Here is a 15,923-nt window from a genome sequence, read left to right as displayed (position 1 = left end):
CGCCTGCGGACTGGGTGACGGAGAATCGGAGCTTGGCGGACAGGTTGTACGTGTTTCGGGGCAGGTGGCAACTCTTGAGGATGGCACTATTGCAGGAAGCGTACTGACCCTCGACCGTGCTGTTGCGAATTTCGCAGCTAACACTGGAGCGGGAATTGCCATGACGGTTTCTTACGCAACAAAGGTTCCTGCACAGGGACTTGGCGTGTATAATCAGATGGGTTCGCTGACGCCCGGAAAACGCGCGGACATTACTGTGTTTGATGGCGCGGTTCGCGTGCAGGCTACGATAGTCGGCGGAAAACTTGTATACCAGTCAGATGGAAAAGGAGAACATTGATGTTTGGCTTTGGAAAGAAAACTCTTGTGATTTCGTCACCGGCAGACGGTGCTCTTATGGATATTACACAGGTTGATGACCCTGTTTTTTCGGAAAAAATGATGGGAGACGGGTTTGCTGTCGACCCCGCGGAGGGTGCCGATACAATCTGCGCTCCATGCGATGCTAAGATAAGACTTGTCCCTGACACAATGCATGCTGTCGCGTTGGAGAAAGACGGAGTTGAGATGCTTCTTCATATAGGAATTGATACGGTATCTCTGCACGGAAAAGGCTTTACAGCACTTGTAAAAGCCGGGGATAAGGTCGAGCAGGGGCAGCCGCTTATAAAATTTGACCGTGACCTGCTGACCGAGGCAGGGAAAAATTGCCTGACAATGCTTGTCGTCACTAATCAGAATGACTCTGTAAAGGAAATTGAAAAGAACCTCAGCGATATGAATGAAACCATGGTGCTGACGCTGAAATAAAAAAGACATTTGACACCGGCGGATATTTTTCGATATCTGCCGGTAATTTTTTTGCATTTTACAATGACTTGCAGTAAAATATACAACTGTCAAGACAGGAGAAAATGTAAAGGAGAGACAGGTATGATTTTGGAACGATTGGAAAACCTTCCTACAGGACGGTTTCATTATGAGCTTTTGGCTGTTACGGGGCTTGGGTGGCTGTTTGATTCAATGGATACAGGGCTTATTGCCTTCGTTCTGCCGATGCTGGCGAAGGAGTGGAGCCTGACACCTGGACAGATGGGGTGGATAGGAAGTATCGGTCTGATCGGTATGGCGCTGGGTGCGATTCTTGCAGGAACCTTTGCAGACAGTATCGGACGCAGGAAGGTATTTACTATCACAGTACTGATGTACAGCCTTGCAACAGGCATGTGTGCACTTGCATGGAACTATGAATCGCTGCTGGTATTCAGATTTATCGTTGGCTTTGGTCTGGGCGGCGAGCTTCCTGTGGCGGCAACACTGATGTCCGAATATGCACCTGCCAAGCTGCGAGGCCGTTTCATTGTGCTGCTTGAGAGCTTTTGGGGTGTGGGCTGGCTCTGTGCGGCGTGCATCGCATTTCTTTTGATTCCGAAATTCGGCTGGCAGATGGCATTCTGGATTGGGACAATTCCTGCATTGTATGTATTCCTGATCCGTCTTCGCATGCCTGAGTCGGTCCGCTATCTTTTGACAAAGGGACGCATTGAAGAGGCGAAGGAAATCGTAGTATCCCTTGAGACAAAACTCGGAGTTGAAGTAAAGCCCTTTGACGGAGAACTCACTGCAGTGGAGCTTGGTACGGAAACGAAGGAGACCCCGTCCTTTTCATCGCTTTGGAGTTCACAGTACCGCGTGCGTACAATCATGCTCTGGCTAGCATGGTTCGGTATTGTGTTCAGCTATTACGGAATATTTATGTGGCTGCCGAGCCTTGTTTTTCAACAGGGCTTTGCTATCGTAAAATCCTTCGAATATGTGCTTATCATGACGATTGCGCAGCTTCCGGGCTATTACGCTGCAGCATGGCTTGTTGATGTAATAGGACGCAGATACACGCTTTCACTGTTCCTCCTGATGTCAGGCGTTTGCAGCTACTTCTTCGGGCACGCGGATTCTGCACAGACACTCCTCGTCTGGGGGGCGCTGATGTCCTTCTTTAATCTTGGTGCATGGGGTGTAATATATACTTACACGCCTGAGCAGTATCCGACAAAAATACGTGCGCTTGGAAGCGGCTGGGCGGCAGGCTTCGGACGTATTGGCGGCATGATTGCACCTGCTTTTGTAGGCTCAATGCTTGCGGCAGGTGTAGGCATGGGTCCTGTATTCGCAGTTTTCGCGACAGTGTTCGTTCTCGTATCTGCAGTCGTCCTCGGCCTCGGTATTGAAAGCCGTCAGAAATCGCTGGAGGCTATCAGCGGTGAGTAAACTGTTTGGTACTTATAAACTGGGATAAAACAGGCGGCAGGCGGGCAAACTTGCGCATGCTGCCGAAAAAGGGTAAAATAAGGTAGATTCTATCTCAGAAAAGGGAGGTAAGAACATGAAACACATTAAGACGGTCAACAAGCCGACGCTTCAGGCTTCGGTTGGTAAAGGCGGCTGCGGCGAGTGCCAGGCATCCTGCCAGTCGGCATGCAAGACTTCCTGCACGGTAGGAAATCAGGTTTGCGAGAAGTAAGACAGGTCGGGAAAAGGAGTGCTGCTTTTCGGCGGCGCTCCTTTTTTGTGTTAAGGAACCACTGATTGACCTAATTAGTGATTCGCATGAATATTTCGTTAGGAGATTATGATGAAGGACAGGATTCACAAGTTTGAGCAGAATGGCACGTACATTTTGCTGGATATAAACAGCGGCGCGGTGCATGTCATTGACAAGATGATTTACGATATGATGGATACCTTTGACGGCACGAATGATGATGAGGTTTTGAAGGCTCTGGACGGCAAGTACCCGAAGGAGGACCTGACGGAGGCGCTTTCGGAGCTTCATGAGCTCATGAAGATGCAGCAGCTTTTCGCGCCGGATATCGACATTCCGCCGACCTTTGCGCAGACGGGTATTGTAAAATCCCTCTGCCTTATGATTGCGCAGGACTGCAATCTCCGCTGCAAGTACTGCTTCGGAGACGGAGGCAGTTACGGACAGGAGCGCGCGGTCATGTCGCCGGAGACGGGCAAAAAGGCTGTTGATTTTCTCATTGAAAAGAGCGGTCCGAGAAAGCACTGCGAGATGGATTTCTTCGGCGGAGAGCCTCTAATGAATATGAAGACGGTGAAGGCTGTTACGGAGTACGTCCGTCAGCGTGAGAAGGAAACTGGCAAGAAGATAAAGCTTACTCTCACGACCAACGGCATGCTTCTCAATGATGAAAATATAAAATGGCTCAACGAGAATGATTTCTCCCTGGTTCTGTCTCTGGACGGACGCAAGGAGGTTCATGACGCAATGCGCCCTGACGTGGGCGGCCACGGAACCTACGACCGCGTTGTGAAGAATTTTAAAAAATGTCTCGACAGCCGCAAGGGCGGAAACTATGATTACCGCGGCGTTTATACCTTCCTGCGCGGAACGTATACGAAAAACAGCATGGATTTCACGGAAGATGTGCTTTCCATGAACGACGCAGGCTTTGATATTCTTTCCATGGAGCCTGTAGTGTTAAAGGACAGCCCGTTGGGCTTCACTGAGGAAGACTTGCCGCGTATCAACGAGGAATATGACCGTCTTACTGAGGCGTATATGAAGCGCCACCGTGAGGGAAAGGGCTTTTTCTTCTTCCATTTCAATATGGATCTTTCCAACGGCCCGTGTGTTGCGAAGCGTCTTTCAGGCTGCGGCGCGGGGCATGAGTACTTTGCGGTGGCAGAGAACGGAGACCTTTATCCATGCCATCAGTTCGTCGGACGTGAGAAATATCGTCTGGGTTCTCTGGACGAGGGTGTCACAAGCAAGGACCTTCCTCAGTATTTCCGCGAGAGCCATGTGCTGAACAAGCCGAAATGCCGTGACTGCTGGGCTAGATTCTACTGCAGTGGTGGCTGTCACGCGAATGCGGATTTGTTCCATGGCGACATCCGTCAGCCTTATGAGGTGGGCTGTGAGATTCAGAAAAAACGCCTTGAATGTGCGATTCTTGTACAGGCACTTTTGAAGCTGGAAAAAGAAAACGCCAAGTCGTAAAACGAAATAAATTCCATTCGAATTGAACCCTTATGGGTGTAAAGAAAGCAGGCAGAGAGCGAAACTTTTTGCCTGCTTTCTTGCGCTGTTTTTAAGGGAAAAGCATTTGACAATGGACTGTTTTCTATTATATTATAGGGAAAGAGATTATTTTCGGATAAATAAGAAAACAATACTTAAACCAACATACGTAGGAGGAACTAATATTATGGCAGTAAAAGTAGCAATCAATGGATTCGGACGTATCGGACGTTTGGCTTTCCGTCACATGTTCGATGAACCGGGGTATGAGGTCGTCGCAGTTAATGACCCGGCCGAACCAAAGCTCCTTGCGCATCTTCTGAAGTATGATTCTACGCAGGGCATGTACAAGTACGAGACGGGTGCAGATGAAAATCATCTCATCGTCAACGGCAAAAAGATTGCACGCTACGGCGAACGCGATGCGACGAATATTCCGTGGGGCAAGCACGACGTAGATGTTGTTCTCGAGTGCACGGGCTTCTACACGTCCAAGGAAAAAGCACAGAAGCATATCGATGCAGGCGCGAAAAAGGTTGTTATTTCCGCCCCGGCAGGCAATGATCTTCCGACGGTCGTTTACAATGTCAACCATGATATTCTGAAGGCAAGCGACACGATTATTTCCGCTGCGTCCTGCACGACGAACTGCCTTGCTCCTATGGCAAAGGCACTTCATAAGCTGGCTCCGATTCAGAGTGGTATTATGACTACAATTCATGCTTACACCGGCGATCAGGTTACTCTCGATGCTTCCCAGCGCAAGGGTGATTTCCGCCGTTCTCGTGCTGCTGCGCTTAACATTGTTCCGACTTCCTCGGGTGCTGCAAAGGCAATCGGACTTGTTGTTCCTGAGCTTCAGGGCAAGCTCATCGGCGCTGCACAGCGTGTGCCGACCCCGACGGGTTCTTCCACGATGCTTATGGCAGTTGTTAAGGGCAAGGTCACTGTAGAGGAAATCAATGCGGCTATGAAAGCAGCTGCAAACGAGTCCTTCGGCTACAACGAAGAGCTTATCGTTTCCTCGGATATCATCGGAAGCACATACGGCTCTCTGTTCGATGCTACGCAGACCATGGTAACACCGATTAACGACGAACTGACACAGGTACAGGTCGTTGCATGGTATGATAACGAAGCAGGCTACACGAATCAGATGGTTCGCACCATCAAATATTTCGAAAGTCTGAAGTAATTTAATATTTTGAGCTAAGATCCTGCGAGGTCCGGCCATAGCGAGGGCCGGGCCTCTTTTCTTTACCTGCGGGAATCCATCTAAGGAGGCAGATTACATGAAAAAAACACTGGAAGACATTGATGTAAAGGGCAAAAAAGTATTTGTCCGTGCAGATTTTAACGTGCCGCTTGATGAACATCAGAATATCACGAATGACAAGCGCATACGTGCAACGCTTCCGACCATAGAATATCTTTTGGAGCATGGGGCAGCGGTAATTCTTGCAAGTCATCTCGGACGTCCGAAGGGACAGGTAAAGCCGGAGCTTTCCACGAAGCCTGTTGCGGCACGTCTTTCAGAGCTTTTGAAACGCCCGGTTGCCTTCGCTGAGGACTGCGTGGGTGCTCCTGCCGAGGAAGCGGCTGCAAAACTCAATCCGGGTGATGTACTCCTGCTTGAAAATCTCCGTTTCCATGCGGAGGAAGAAAAAAATGATCCTGAGTTTGCGAAGAAGCTCGCAAAGCTGGCGGATATCGTGGTAGATGACGCATTTGGCTGCGCTCACCGCGGTCATGCTTCTAATCAGGGAATCACTCAGTATAAGGAAACTGTCGCAGGCTTCCTTATCGGAAAAGAGCTTCAGTTCATCGGAAAGGCTCTTGAGGCTCCGGAGCGTCCGTTTGTTGCGATTCTCGGAGGAGCTAAGGTTTCGGATAAAATAAATGTTATCTCCAACATGATTGAAAAGGTGGATTCCATCATAATCGGAGGTGGAATGGCAAATACATTCCTTGCGGCTGAGGGCAAGGCTGTCGGTAAATCCCTCACTGAGCCGGATAAGTACGATTTGGCAAAGGAGCTTCTCGCAAAGGCTGCTGCAAAGGGAGTTAAGATGGTTTTGCCTGTCGATGTTGTTGTTGCGGATGATTTCAAGGCAGACGCAAAGAACAAGGTCGTTCCCGCTGACGGAATAGAGGACGGTTGGCAGGCTCTTGACGCAGGTCCTGAAACAATGAAGCTCTATAAGGAAGCGCTCAAGGGAGCAAAGACAATTGTATGGAACGGACCTATGGGTGTCTTTGAGTTTGATGCCTTCGCAAAGGGCACAGAGGCTGTAGCTGCGGCTGTTGCAGAGGCAACCGATGCAGGGGCTGTCAGCATAGTTGGCGGCGGCGATTCAATCGCGGCACTTAAGAAAACAGGTCTTTCGGACAAAATCAGCCACATTTCCACGGGCGGCGGCGCAACGCTCGAATATCTCGAGGGTAAGGAGCTGCCGGGTATCGCTGCTATTGCGGATAAATGAGGAGGATGCATCATGCGTAAACCAATCATTGCCGGCAACTGGAAGATGAACAACACTATTGCGGAGGGAATGAAGCTCGTTAACGGGCTTACCCCTCTCGTTAAGAGTGTTAAGGATACGGAAATTGTTATCTGTCCGCCTGCAACGGCGCTTGCGGTGGTCACTACGGCGCTTCACGGCAAAAATATAGCTGTAGGCGCACAGAACGTCCATTGGGAAGAAAGCGGCGCGTATACCGGGGAAATCGCTCCCGCAATGCTTGCGGAGCTGGGCGTAAAATATGCTATTATCGGTCATTCGGAGCGCCGTCAGTATTTCGGTGAGACAGATGAGACAGTAAATAAGCGGGCCAGAGCTGCGCACCGTGCAGGCATTACACCGATTATATGCGTGGGTGAGCCGCTGGAGACACGTGAAAAAGGCACCTACAAGCGCTACGTTTCAAGACAGGTAAAGCTTGCTCTTGCAGACAGAAATCCGAAATGTGTTGCTAAATTTGTTATTGCCTATGAGCCTATATGGGCTATCGGAACAGGCAAGACGGCGACCTTCGACCAGGCCCAGGAGGTCTGTGAGCATATCAGAAAGACTATTGCAAAGCTGTATGATAAAAAGACTGCTGATTCCGTGCGTATTCTCTATGGAGGCAGCGTGAAGCCTGAGACGATTAAAGGGCTTATGGAAAAACCTGATGTGGACGGCGCGCTTGTTGGCGGCGCTGCGCTGAAGGCAAAGGATTTCAGCGAAATAGTAAAGTTTAACCGTTGAGCGGAGGGAATCTATGGCAAAACTCAAATCAGCCCCTGTGATGCTTATCATTATGGACGGCTGGGGAAACGGGAATCCGCAGGATAAAAACAATGCGGTCATGCTCGGAAAGACGCCTGTTATAGACCGTCTTACAAAGGAATGCCCAATTACGCAGCTCCGCTGCTCCGGAGAGGCTGTAGGGCTCCCGGACGGTCAGATGGGAAACTCCGAGGTCGGTCATACAAATATCGGAGCAGGGCGCGTGGTTTATCAGGAGCTTACGCGAATTACAAGGGCAATCCGTGATGGCTCTTTCTTTGAAAATGAAGCATTTCATGCCGTGATAGATGATGCGGTGAAAAAAGACGGCGCACTGCACCTTTTCGGACTTGTGTCGCCGGGCGGTGTTCACAGCCATAGCAGTCATCTTTATGCGCTGCTTGAGCTTGCAAAGAGAAAAGGGATTAAAAAGGTATTCGTCCATGCTTTCCTTGACGGTCGCGACGTGGCTCCCTCAAGCGCCGGAGGGTTTATACAGGAGCTTGAGGAAAAAATAAAGGAAATAGGAGCAGGACAGATTGCTACGGTTTCGGGCCGCTTTTACGCAATGGACCGCGATAAGCGCTGGGAGCGCGTTTCAAAAGCATACGAAGCCATTGCCCACGCGGACGGCGTACCTGCGGAAACCGCAGGGGAAGCAGTGCAGAATTCGTACGATAACAATGTGACCGATGAATTTGTTGTTCCGTCGGTTATCGGAGATTATGAAGGAATGTTCCCCGAGGATAGCGTAATTTTCTTTAATTTCCGTCCCGACCGTGCAAGAGAGCTTACACATGCGTTTACAGACGGGAGCTTTGACGGTTTTGAACGTGATGACCTTTTGAAGCCGTCATTCGCCACAATGACACAGTACGAGGAAGGGCTTAATGTGCGGATTGCATACCCGCCGCAGAAGCTTACGAAAACCCTCGGAGAAATCATTGAGGAAAATGGCATGACACAGCTTCGCATAGCTGAGACGGAAAAATACGCTCATGTTACCTTCTTCTTTAATGGCGGCGTGGAAGAGCCGTATAAAGGAGAGGACAGAATTCTTGTGCCGTCCCCGAAGGTCGCTACATACGATCTGAAGCCGGAGATGAGCGCCATTGAAGTCACGGACAAGGTCGTTGAAGCAATAGGCTCCGGAAAATACGATTTTATTATTCTGAACTACGCAAACGGTGATATGGTAGGACATACAGGTGTTATGGAGGCTGCAGTAAAGGCTGTCGAAACAGTAGATACCTGTGTGGGGCGTGTGGAGGAAGCCATTAAAAAAGCAGGCGGAATTCTCTGCATCACCGCCGACCACGGAAACGCCGAGGAAATGGTTGACCCGGTGAGCGGAGAACCGTTCACGCAGCATACGACAAATCCCGTGCCGTTCATTCTTGTCGGAACGCAAAAGCTCACGCTTCACGAGGGACGCCTTTGCGATATTGCACCGACTATGCTGACTCTTGCAGGACTTCCTATTCCGGAGGAAATGACAGGGGAAAGCCTGATTGACGGCTGAAAAGTAGAATATTATGGAAAAAGAGAGGGAGTAAAATGAACTATTCACAGAAGGTGCAGGAAATGACCTGCATTGCGAAAGAAGTGAACCACGGTCCGGCGCCTATTCCGGAAGAGGGTCAGTGGGTCAAGGCCAAAGATGTTTCTGACATCAGCGGTCTTACGCATGGTGTTGGCTGGTGTGCTCCGCAGCAGGGTGCCTGCAAGCTGAGCCTCAACGTCAAAAACGGCGTTATTCAGGAAGCTCTTATTGAGACAATCGGCTGCTCGGGAATGACTCATTCCGCGGCCATGGCAGCTGAAATTCTCACGGGCAAAACGATTCTTGAAGCTCTCAACACAGACCTCGTATGCGACGCAATCAACACGGCAATGCGCGAGCTCTTCCTGCAGATTGTTTACGGACGTACGCAGACAGCATTTTCCGATGATGGACTTCCTGTAGGCGCAGGCCTTGATGACCTTGGCAAGGGACTTCGCAGCCAGATAGGCACAATGTACAGCACCCTCGAAAAAGGCCCCCGCTATCTGGAGCTTACAGAAGGCTATGTAACCCGTGTCGCTCTCGATAAAGAGGACCGCATCATCGGTTATGAGTTCGTAAGCCTCGGCAAGATGATGGAAATGATAAAAGATGGTACACCGGCACAGGAAGCTCTTGAAAAAGCAACGGGCAATTACGGTCGGTTTGACGAAGCGGCGCGTTATGTAGATCCGCGGAAAGAGTGAGGGGGAAGAAGAATGGCACTGTTTGAAGGATACGAACGCCGCATTGACCACATCAATGAAACGCTGAAAAAATACGGAATGGAAAAGGTTGAGGACGCAAAGGCTATATGCGAGAGCAAAGGACTTGATGTTGCAGGCATAGTCCGCGGAATCCAGCCTATCTGCTTTGAAAATGCGTGCTGGGCATACACGCTCGGCGCGGCAATAGCCATTAAAAAAGGCTGCAAGAAGGCTGCAGACGCGGCTGAAGCAATCGGAGAGGGGCTGCAGGCATTCTGCGTACCTGGCTCTGTTGCGGACCACAGAAAGGTAGGCCTCGGACACGGAAACCTTGGCGCGATGCTTTTAAGAGAAGACGCGAAATGCTTCGCTTTCCTTGCGGGGCACGAATCCTTCGCGGCGGCAGAGGGCGCTATCGGTATCGCGAAAAAAGCAAACAAGGTCAGAAAGACTCCGCTTAAGGTTATCCTTAACGGTCTCGGAAAGGACGCGGCACAGATTATTTCCCGCGTAAACGGATTCACCTATGTCCGTACCGAGTACGATTACAAGACAGGCAAGCTCAACATCACTGATGAAATCAAATACTCCGACGGTGAGCGCAGCGCTATACGCTGCTATGGTGCCGACAGCGTTCAGGAGGGTGTAGCTGTAATGGAGCATGAGGACGTGGATATTTCCATCACCGGCAACTCCACAAATCCGACACGCTTCCAGCATCCTGTTGCCGGCTGCTACAAAAAGGAATGCTTTGAGCGCGGGAAAAAATATTTCTCCGTCGCATCGGGCGGCGGCACAGGCCGTACACTTCATCCCGACAACATGGCGGCAGGTCCTGCATCCTACGGCATGACAGATACGATGGGACGCATGCACGGTGACGCGCAGTTCGCAGGCTCCTCCTCAGTACCGGCGCATGTTGACATGATGGGACTTATCGGAATGGGCAATAACCCCATGGTAGGTGCAACGGTTGCTGTTGCGGTCAGTGTTGAGCTGGCAATGGCTTAAGAGTAATTAATCCCGAGAGAAGGCGAAAGCCTTCTCTCTTTTAGTTTCTTGACAATTCATGGCATGAAGCGTAATATATTTTCGAATTTACATATAGGAGTTTGTTTGTGGAATTAAATGCTTTTTTTCTCATCAACAGTGTATTGCTGGGTGTAGGACTTGCAATGGACGCTTTTTCCGTATCTCTTGCAAACGGTCTTAATGACCCGAAAATGCACGCGGGGCGTATGAGCGTTATCGCGGGAACCTTTGCAGGCTTCCAGTTTATAATGCCCATGATTGGCTGGGTTTGCGTTCATACCGCCGCTAAGACTTTTCAGTCATGCGAAAAGTACATTCCGTGGATAGCGCTGTTTCTTCTTTTGCTCATAGGAATACATATGATTAAGGAAGGTATGTACGGAGAAGGCGAGGAGAACGATGTAAAAACGCTGAGCCGTGGAGTGCTTTTTATGCAGGGAGTTGCCACCTCCATAGATGCTCTTTCCGTTGGCTTTACCATTGCGGAATATACGGCATTCGCAGCTTTCATCTGCTCGCTTATAATAGCTGCGGTAACTTTTGCGATATGCATAGCGGGACTTCGCCTCGGAAAAAGGTTCGGCATTGTGCTGGCGGGGAGAGCGCAGATTTTCGGAGGAATTATACTCATAGCCATCGGGCTCGAGATTTTCGTTACGGAAATATTTTTGCGCTGAGCAGCAGTCCTTAAATGTTTAGAACTTGAACTATTACGATATAAATAGTAGAATTACGATATCGTAAAGTATCGATACGCAGGGGAGAATGAAAATGAGAAAGTTGTTTTGTGCTGTGCCGTTTTTTGCCGCAGCAATGATTTTTTTTAGCTCCGTATGTTTTGCGGAGACACTGGATTTATCCGACGCGGATTTTGTCTTTGTGGACGCGCGTGGGACTACGGGATATTATGTGGATATGAACAGCCTGAAATTTACCGGGGACCATGAGGTAGATGCGCGTGTAGAGATTATAAAGGCTGCTGAGAACCGACTTTTTGTTTACAGCATCCATTTTGACAGAAATAAAAGGACGTATCAGATTTTGACTTCGCTGAACGCCTGGTATGATACGAAAGAAAAACAGGGGGGCTCAATGATTCCGCTGAAGGTTGCTTCGTACGCGGCAGGGTCGCCCATGGAGAGTATTGTAGAATATGTGTATTCGCCTCAACCGTAAAAGGTGAGCTAAGGGGATGGCAAAAGCCGTCCCTTTTTTGTTGGAATTAAATAAAACCCGACTGTACTTTTGTTGCAGTCGGGTTGAAATTTTTATAGGAAAAAAGTTTGATATTATAGGGATTTTTGGTTATAATAGTAGTAAATATTCAGAAAAAAGGAGGCAGGCACATGCAACGGCGTTATTATGCGTGGTTTAGGCGTACCTATCGTATGCAGGAAGCAATTAGGAATGAAACGGCAGATTATACCTCCCGCAAATACCGCCGTATGGTCGGCGACCTTGCACGGATATACGTTGTTCAGGGAGATATACGTCAGGTAAATGAGCTCATGTCGCAGTTCTTCGGGCAGATTGAAGATACATGGGATGGAACTATATGCTGCCATAGTGCGCTTTTGCTTGCCGAAATAGGAGTTATAAATCTTTTCCTCGGGCATGAACCGAACTGGCAGAAGAGATGTTTCAAAGATTTGCGTGAGATGTATGGGGATAAAGATACAGGCGCAGGAGCTGCGGGACAGATTGCAGTTCTCATGAAATGCGCAAAGCTTCTGTCGCTGTTTTATAATGAGCCGTATCGGGCAGATGCAGATATTCTTTTTGAGGAAATAAAAAAAGCATGTCTTGAAAAGTTTACTCATTTGGGGATGTTTAATTCCAAGATTTTGTGTCTTTTGATTGAAGCCCGCTACTTATGTCTTCAGGGTGAGTATGGAGAGGCTGTGAAATGTGTGGATACGGTTCTTGAGCTTCTAGACGACCCTGATGTTAAGACCTTTATATACCCAATGCGATTCCGCGTTGGGCTCTGGAAGCAAAAGATGGAGATGTTTGAAAAACAGCATAAGTTCAGGGAGTCTCTTTTGGCACATAAGGAATTTATAAGACTGCATGATCGTCTGGCAGGCGCACGAAATAGAGCGTATATGGCTTTTTTGCAGAATATGTATGATGGGAATGCGCAGGAGAGAAGTATTTTGTCGCTTAAGAAACAAAACCGTCGGCTTTCTGAGCAGTCGGACCTTGATGCACTCACAGGGCTTGGCAACCGCAAGGCTCTGCTTCGCACAAGTGAGCAGATTTTCGAAAATAACAATCATGAGTCAATGCCTTTGGCATGTATTATGGCGGATGTGGATTTTTTCAAAGCATACAACGATCACTATGGACATCTTCAGGGAGATGTTATCCTGAGCAGTGTAGGCCGGGTTTTGCGTGATTACTGCGCGGAAGGGTGGCAGGTTTTCCGGTATGGCGGAGAGGAGTTCCTTCTTCTTCGTCCGGGAGCGGATGAAACAGATGCAAGAAGTACGGCAGAAGATATTCTTGATTCGCTCCGACACCGTGCAATTCCGCATAAGGCAAACCCTGTAAACCCGTTCCTCACCATGAGCCTTGGAGTTGCATCCTGTGACTGCGGATTGTCCGGAGATGTTAATTCCCTGATACGTGACGCGGACGAGGCTCTTTATCTGGCGAAAGAGCGTGGACGTGCATGCTGCGTATCCTTCAGCGAAAAGGAGGCGGGGGCATGAAGACGTCTGAACTGGAGCACTGGGTATCTTATCTGGAAGAAAATGATGAGGAATGCATGGAACCGGATAAGATTCTGGAGTGTATCCGGGTGTCAGAAAATGCCTGCGCTGCCACGGAGGTACCGGTACAAAGAGCAAGGCTTCTTTACGTAATAGGTATTGCACGCTGTAAATTGGGAGAGTTTGAGCGTGGAAGGGATGTCCTTGAGGAAGCTCTCGCAGAAACAGAGCGGTGCGGTCTTTCTGTTTTCGCGGCAAAGATAAACTGCTGCCTGTCTAAATGCTGGAATGCATTTGGAGATGCAAAACGGACCCGTAAATATTCGGAGACTGCATTGCGTGAGTTTGGAAGGCTGCATCTTCGCGACGAGCTTGCACTTCATTACATAAATGTAAGCAAGTCTGCGAGTCTTGTAAGCGATAAAGATGAGCTTATGGAGTATCTGCACCGCGCAGAGCATTACTGCAGCCGCAGCAGTACACCAAAGAGTGCCCGCGCGCATTTTGAAATAGCCCGTCAGTATAAAAATATCCTGAAGGATTACATAAAGGGCGCACAGTTTTTGACAAAGGGAATAGAGATTTGCCGGGTGAACGGCATGGCACGCATGGAAGCTCTCGGAATGAAGCGTCTTGCTGACACATATCTCACAATGGAAAGATATGCGGAGGCGGCAAAGCTGTACCGCGCGCTTCTGAAGGATGATGCAAACAGACTTCCTGATTCCGTGCATGTAAGCGCACTGGTAAATCTGATTTTCTGTAATTTTCATCTTGGAAGATTGTCCGCGGCAAATCACAGGATTCAGGAGCTTGAGACATTTTTGCCCCGGCTCTGGAAAAAGGAGCGAAGACAATTTACCGCGGTTGCGCATTATCTTCGTGCCAGACTGCTGATAGTGCGTACTGATAAGTTTCAGCAGGCAGATGAGCTTCTGGAAAAAGCGCTGGCTATATATGAGGATTTTGGCCGTCACGATTTCCCCGTCGCAGAGTTTGATTACATGCTCTATTCTTTGCAGGCTTCTATACTGCTTAGGCAGGGGCGGCTTGGCGGCGCAGAGAGGGCCTGCAAAAAGCTGGCGGATGTATCTTCCCATTGCAGCGCTATGTGCCGGAGAGAGGCTTACGCAAGTCTTGCCAATCTGGCAGAGCTGAAAGGGGATTATGAAGCGGCGTGCCGCTATGCGCACAGGGAAGATGAGGCGATTGCGTCAATTGACGCGGCTAATCTTGCCATGCGGTTTGAGCAGATGTGCCGCAAATTTTTTGATACCATGCGTTCCCGTGAAATATCGGAGCTGCAGAAAGAAAACATGACTCTGGAGCGGAGCATTGATATTGATGCGCTGACACAGGTCTACAATAAAAAATATTATCTGCGTTATTTACGCCATCTTTATGAAGGTGAACGAAGCGATATTAACCAGATGACTATTCTTATGGTCGATATTGATCACTTTAAGGAGTATAATGATTGTTATGGGCATCCTGTTGGCGACCGCTGCCTTAAGAAGGTTGCAAGGATTTTTAAGGACAGTGTAAAAGGACTGCCGGCCCGCATTATGAGGTATGGTGGAGAGGAATTTGCGATATTCCTTGAGAATCTTTCGAAAAAGGATGGAGAACAGGCTGCGCAGCGTATCCTGAACTCGCTGGCAGAGCAGCATATCGCCCACGAAACCTCGCCTGTAGCTGATTATCTGACCGTAAGTATCGGAGTCGCATCGGAACGGCGCAATATGCCCCGTGAAATCAATGCACTCATGGAGCGTGCTGATGAAGCACTCTATGAGGCAAAAAAGAGCGGGGGAAATACGTTTCGGGCTGTTCAATGGTAAAGGAGCGCTTATGGAACTTCATAGCCTTATAAAGAAAGCGGAAATGACACATGAATTAACGGAGGAGGAGCTTACGCTCCTTCTTTCTGCGTCTGAAGCAGAGGAAGAAATGGCGGAGGCTGCTGACCGTGTAAGAAAAGAGTACGTAGGTGATGCGGTACATCTCCGCGGACTTATTGAGTTTTCCAGCTATTGCCGCAGAAACTGCATGTACTGCGGGCTTAGGCGTGAAAATGAAAATGCCCGCCGGTATCGTCTTTCTCCGGAGGAAATACTGACTCTTGCCAAAAAAGCTGTGGACTACGGCTATCATACTGTGGTGCTTCAGTCAGGGGAGGATATGTGGTTCACAGTGGAGCGGCTTGTCCCCATAATAAAGCAGATAAAGGCTATGGGTGTTGCGGTCACCCTTTCAATAGGCGAACGCAGCCGTGAAGAATATGCTGCTTTTCGTGAAGCGGGAGCTGACAGATTTCTCATCCGCATAGAGACAACCGACAGGGAGCTTTATGAAAGGCTTGACCCGGGGATGTCCTTCGATGAGCGCTGCCGCTGCATAAACGACATAAAGGACCTCGGATATGAAGTGGGAACGGGATGCCTCATCGGACTTCCTGGGCAGAGCGTGGAGTCTCTGGCACGGGATATACTTTTTTTCAAGAGTATAGACGCGGATATGGTGGGAATCGGCCCGTTGATTCCGAATCCTGAAACACCTCTCGGGGACGTGCCAATAGGAGATATAGGGATTACACGACGCATGGTTTCT

16 protein-coding genes are annotated in these 15,923 nt (G+C 49.2%); all 16 read left to right on the top strand.

The window, feature by feature from the left end:
• Nucleotides 1–340 (top strand): amidohydrolase family protein (locus ACY69O_RS00115; RefSeq protein ID WP_462331442.1); only part of this gene is annotated, 340 nt, incomplete at its 5' end.
• Nucleotides 340–810, top strand: a complete 471-nt coding sequence (locus ACY69O_RS00110; RefSeq protein ID WP_462331441.1) for a PTS sugar transporter subunit IIA — start codon at nucleotides 340–342, stop codon at nucleotides 808–810. The genes ACY69O_RS00115 and ACY69O_RS00110, both read left to right, overlap by 1 nt.
• Nucleotides 811–933: 123 nt before the next feature.
• The gene (locus ACY69O_RS00105; protein WP_462331440.1) at nucleotides 934–2,268 is read left to right on the top strand and encodes an MFS transporter; all 1,335 of its coding nucleotides are present in this window, start codon (nucleotides 934–936) and stop codon (nucleotides 2,266–2,268) included.
• 115 nt (nucleotides 2,269–2,383) lie between these two features.
• Nucleotides 2,384–2,521: a six-cysteine ranthipeptide SCIFF gene (scfA, locus tag ACY69O_RS00100; protein WP_072934333.1), complete on the top strand. Its 138-nt coding sequence runs from the start codon at nucleotides 2,384–2,386 to the stop codon at nucleotides 2,519–2,521.
• 111 nt (nucleotides 2,522–2,632) lie between these two features.
• Nucleotides 2,633–4,024 carry a thioether cross-link-forming SCIFF peptide maturase gene (scfB, locus tag ACY69O_RS00095; RefSeq protein ID WP_462331439.1) on the top strand — a complete coding sequence of 464 codons (1,392 nt, stop codon included), beginning with the start codon at nucleotides 2,633–2,635 and terminating at the stop codon, nucleotides 4,022–4,024.
• 208 nt (nucleotides 4,025–4,232) lie between these two features.
• Entirely contained in the window at nucleotides 4,233–5,240 is a 1,008-nt protein-coding gene (gene gap, locus ACY69O_RS00090; RefSeq protein WP_462331438.1) for a type I glyceraldehyde-3-phosphate dehydrogenase, read from the top strand.
• 97 nt (nucleotides 5,241–5,337) lie between these two features.
• Nucleotides 5,338–6,528: a phosphoglycerate kinase gene (locus ACY69O_RS00085; RefSeq protein WP_462331437.1), complete on the top strand. Its 1,191-nt coding sequence runs from the start codon at nucleotides 5,338–5,340 to the stop codon at nucleotides 6,526–6,528.
• A 9-nt stretch (nucleotides 6,529–6,537) separates the two neighbouring features.
• The gene (gene tpiA / locus ACY69O_RS00080) at nucleotides 6,538–7,296 is read left to right on the top strand and encodes a triose-phosphate isomerase (protein WP_462331443.1); all 759 of its coding nucleotides are present in this window, start codon (nucleotides 6,538–6,540) and stop codon (nucleotides 7,294–7,296) included.
• A 13-nt stretch (nucleotides 7,297–7,309) separates the two neighbouring features.
• A complete protein-coding gene (gene gpmI / locus ACY69O_RS00075) occupies nucleotides 7,310–8,839 on the top strand; it encodes a 2,3-bisphosphoglycerate-independent phosphoglycerate mutase (protein WP_462331436.1) in 1,530 nt (509 codons plus the stop codon).
• A 35-nt stretch (nucleotides 8,840–8,874) separates the two neighbouring features.
• Nucleotides 8,875–9,567: an iron-sulfur cluster assembly scaffold protein gene (locus ACY69O_RS00070; protein ID WP_072934339.1), complete on the top strand. Its 693-nt coding sequence runs from the start codon at nucleotides 8,875–8,877 to the stop codon at nucleotides 9,565–9,567.
• A 12-nt stretch (nucleotides 9,568–9,579) separates the two neighbouring features.
• Nucleotides 9,580–10,578: a GGGtGRT protein gene (locus ACY69O_RS00065; protein ID WP_462331435.1), complete on the top strand. Its 999-nt coding sequence runs from the start codon at nucleotides 9,580–9,582 to the stop codon at nucleotides 10,576–10,578.
• Nucleotides 10,579–10,685: 107 nt separating this feature from the next.
• Entirely contained in the window at nucleotides 10,686–11,276 is a 591-nt protein-coding gene (locus tag ACY69O_RS00060; RefSeq protein WP_462331434.1) for a manganese efflux pump MntP, read from the top strand.
• 94 nt (nucleotides 11,277–11,370) lie between these two features.
• Nucleotides 11,371–11,775, top strand: a complete 405-nt coding sequence (locus ACY69O_RS00055; RefSeq protein ID WP_462331433.1) for a hypothetical protein — start codon at nucleotides 11,371–11,373, stop codon at nucleotides 11,773–11,775.
• A 170-nt stretch (nucleotides 11,776–11,945) separates the two neighbouring features.
• Nucleotides 11,946–13,313, top strand: a complete 1,368-nt coding sequence (locus tag ACY69O_RS00050) for a GGDEF domain-containing protein (RefSeq protein WP_462331432.1) — start codon at nucleotides 11,946–11,948, stop codon at nucleotides 13,311–13,313.
• Nucleotides 13,310–15,154 carry a diguanylate cyclase domain-containing protein gene (locus ACY69O_RS00045; RefSeq protein ID WP_462331431.1) on the top strand — a complete coding sequence of 615 codons (1,845 nt, stop codon included), beginning with the start codon at nucleotides 13,310–13,312 and terminating at the stop codon, nucleotides 15,152–15,154. Before ACY69O_RS00050 ends, ACY69O_RS00045 begins: the two co-directional genes overlap by 4 nt.
• 10 nt (nucleotides 15,155–15,164) lie before the next feature.
• A partial coding sequence (gene hydE, locus ACY69O_RS00040; RefSeq protein WP_462331430.1) for a [FeFe] hydrogenase H-cluster radical SAM maturase HydE occupies nucleotides 15,165–15,923 on the top strand: 759 nt, incomplete at its 3' end.

It is taken from the genome of Schwartzia sp. (in: firmicutes), from assembly GCF_978017985.1.
Note: the sequence above shows the minus strand (reverse complement) of the source record. Positions and strands in the feature narration are given on the sequence as shown.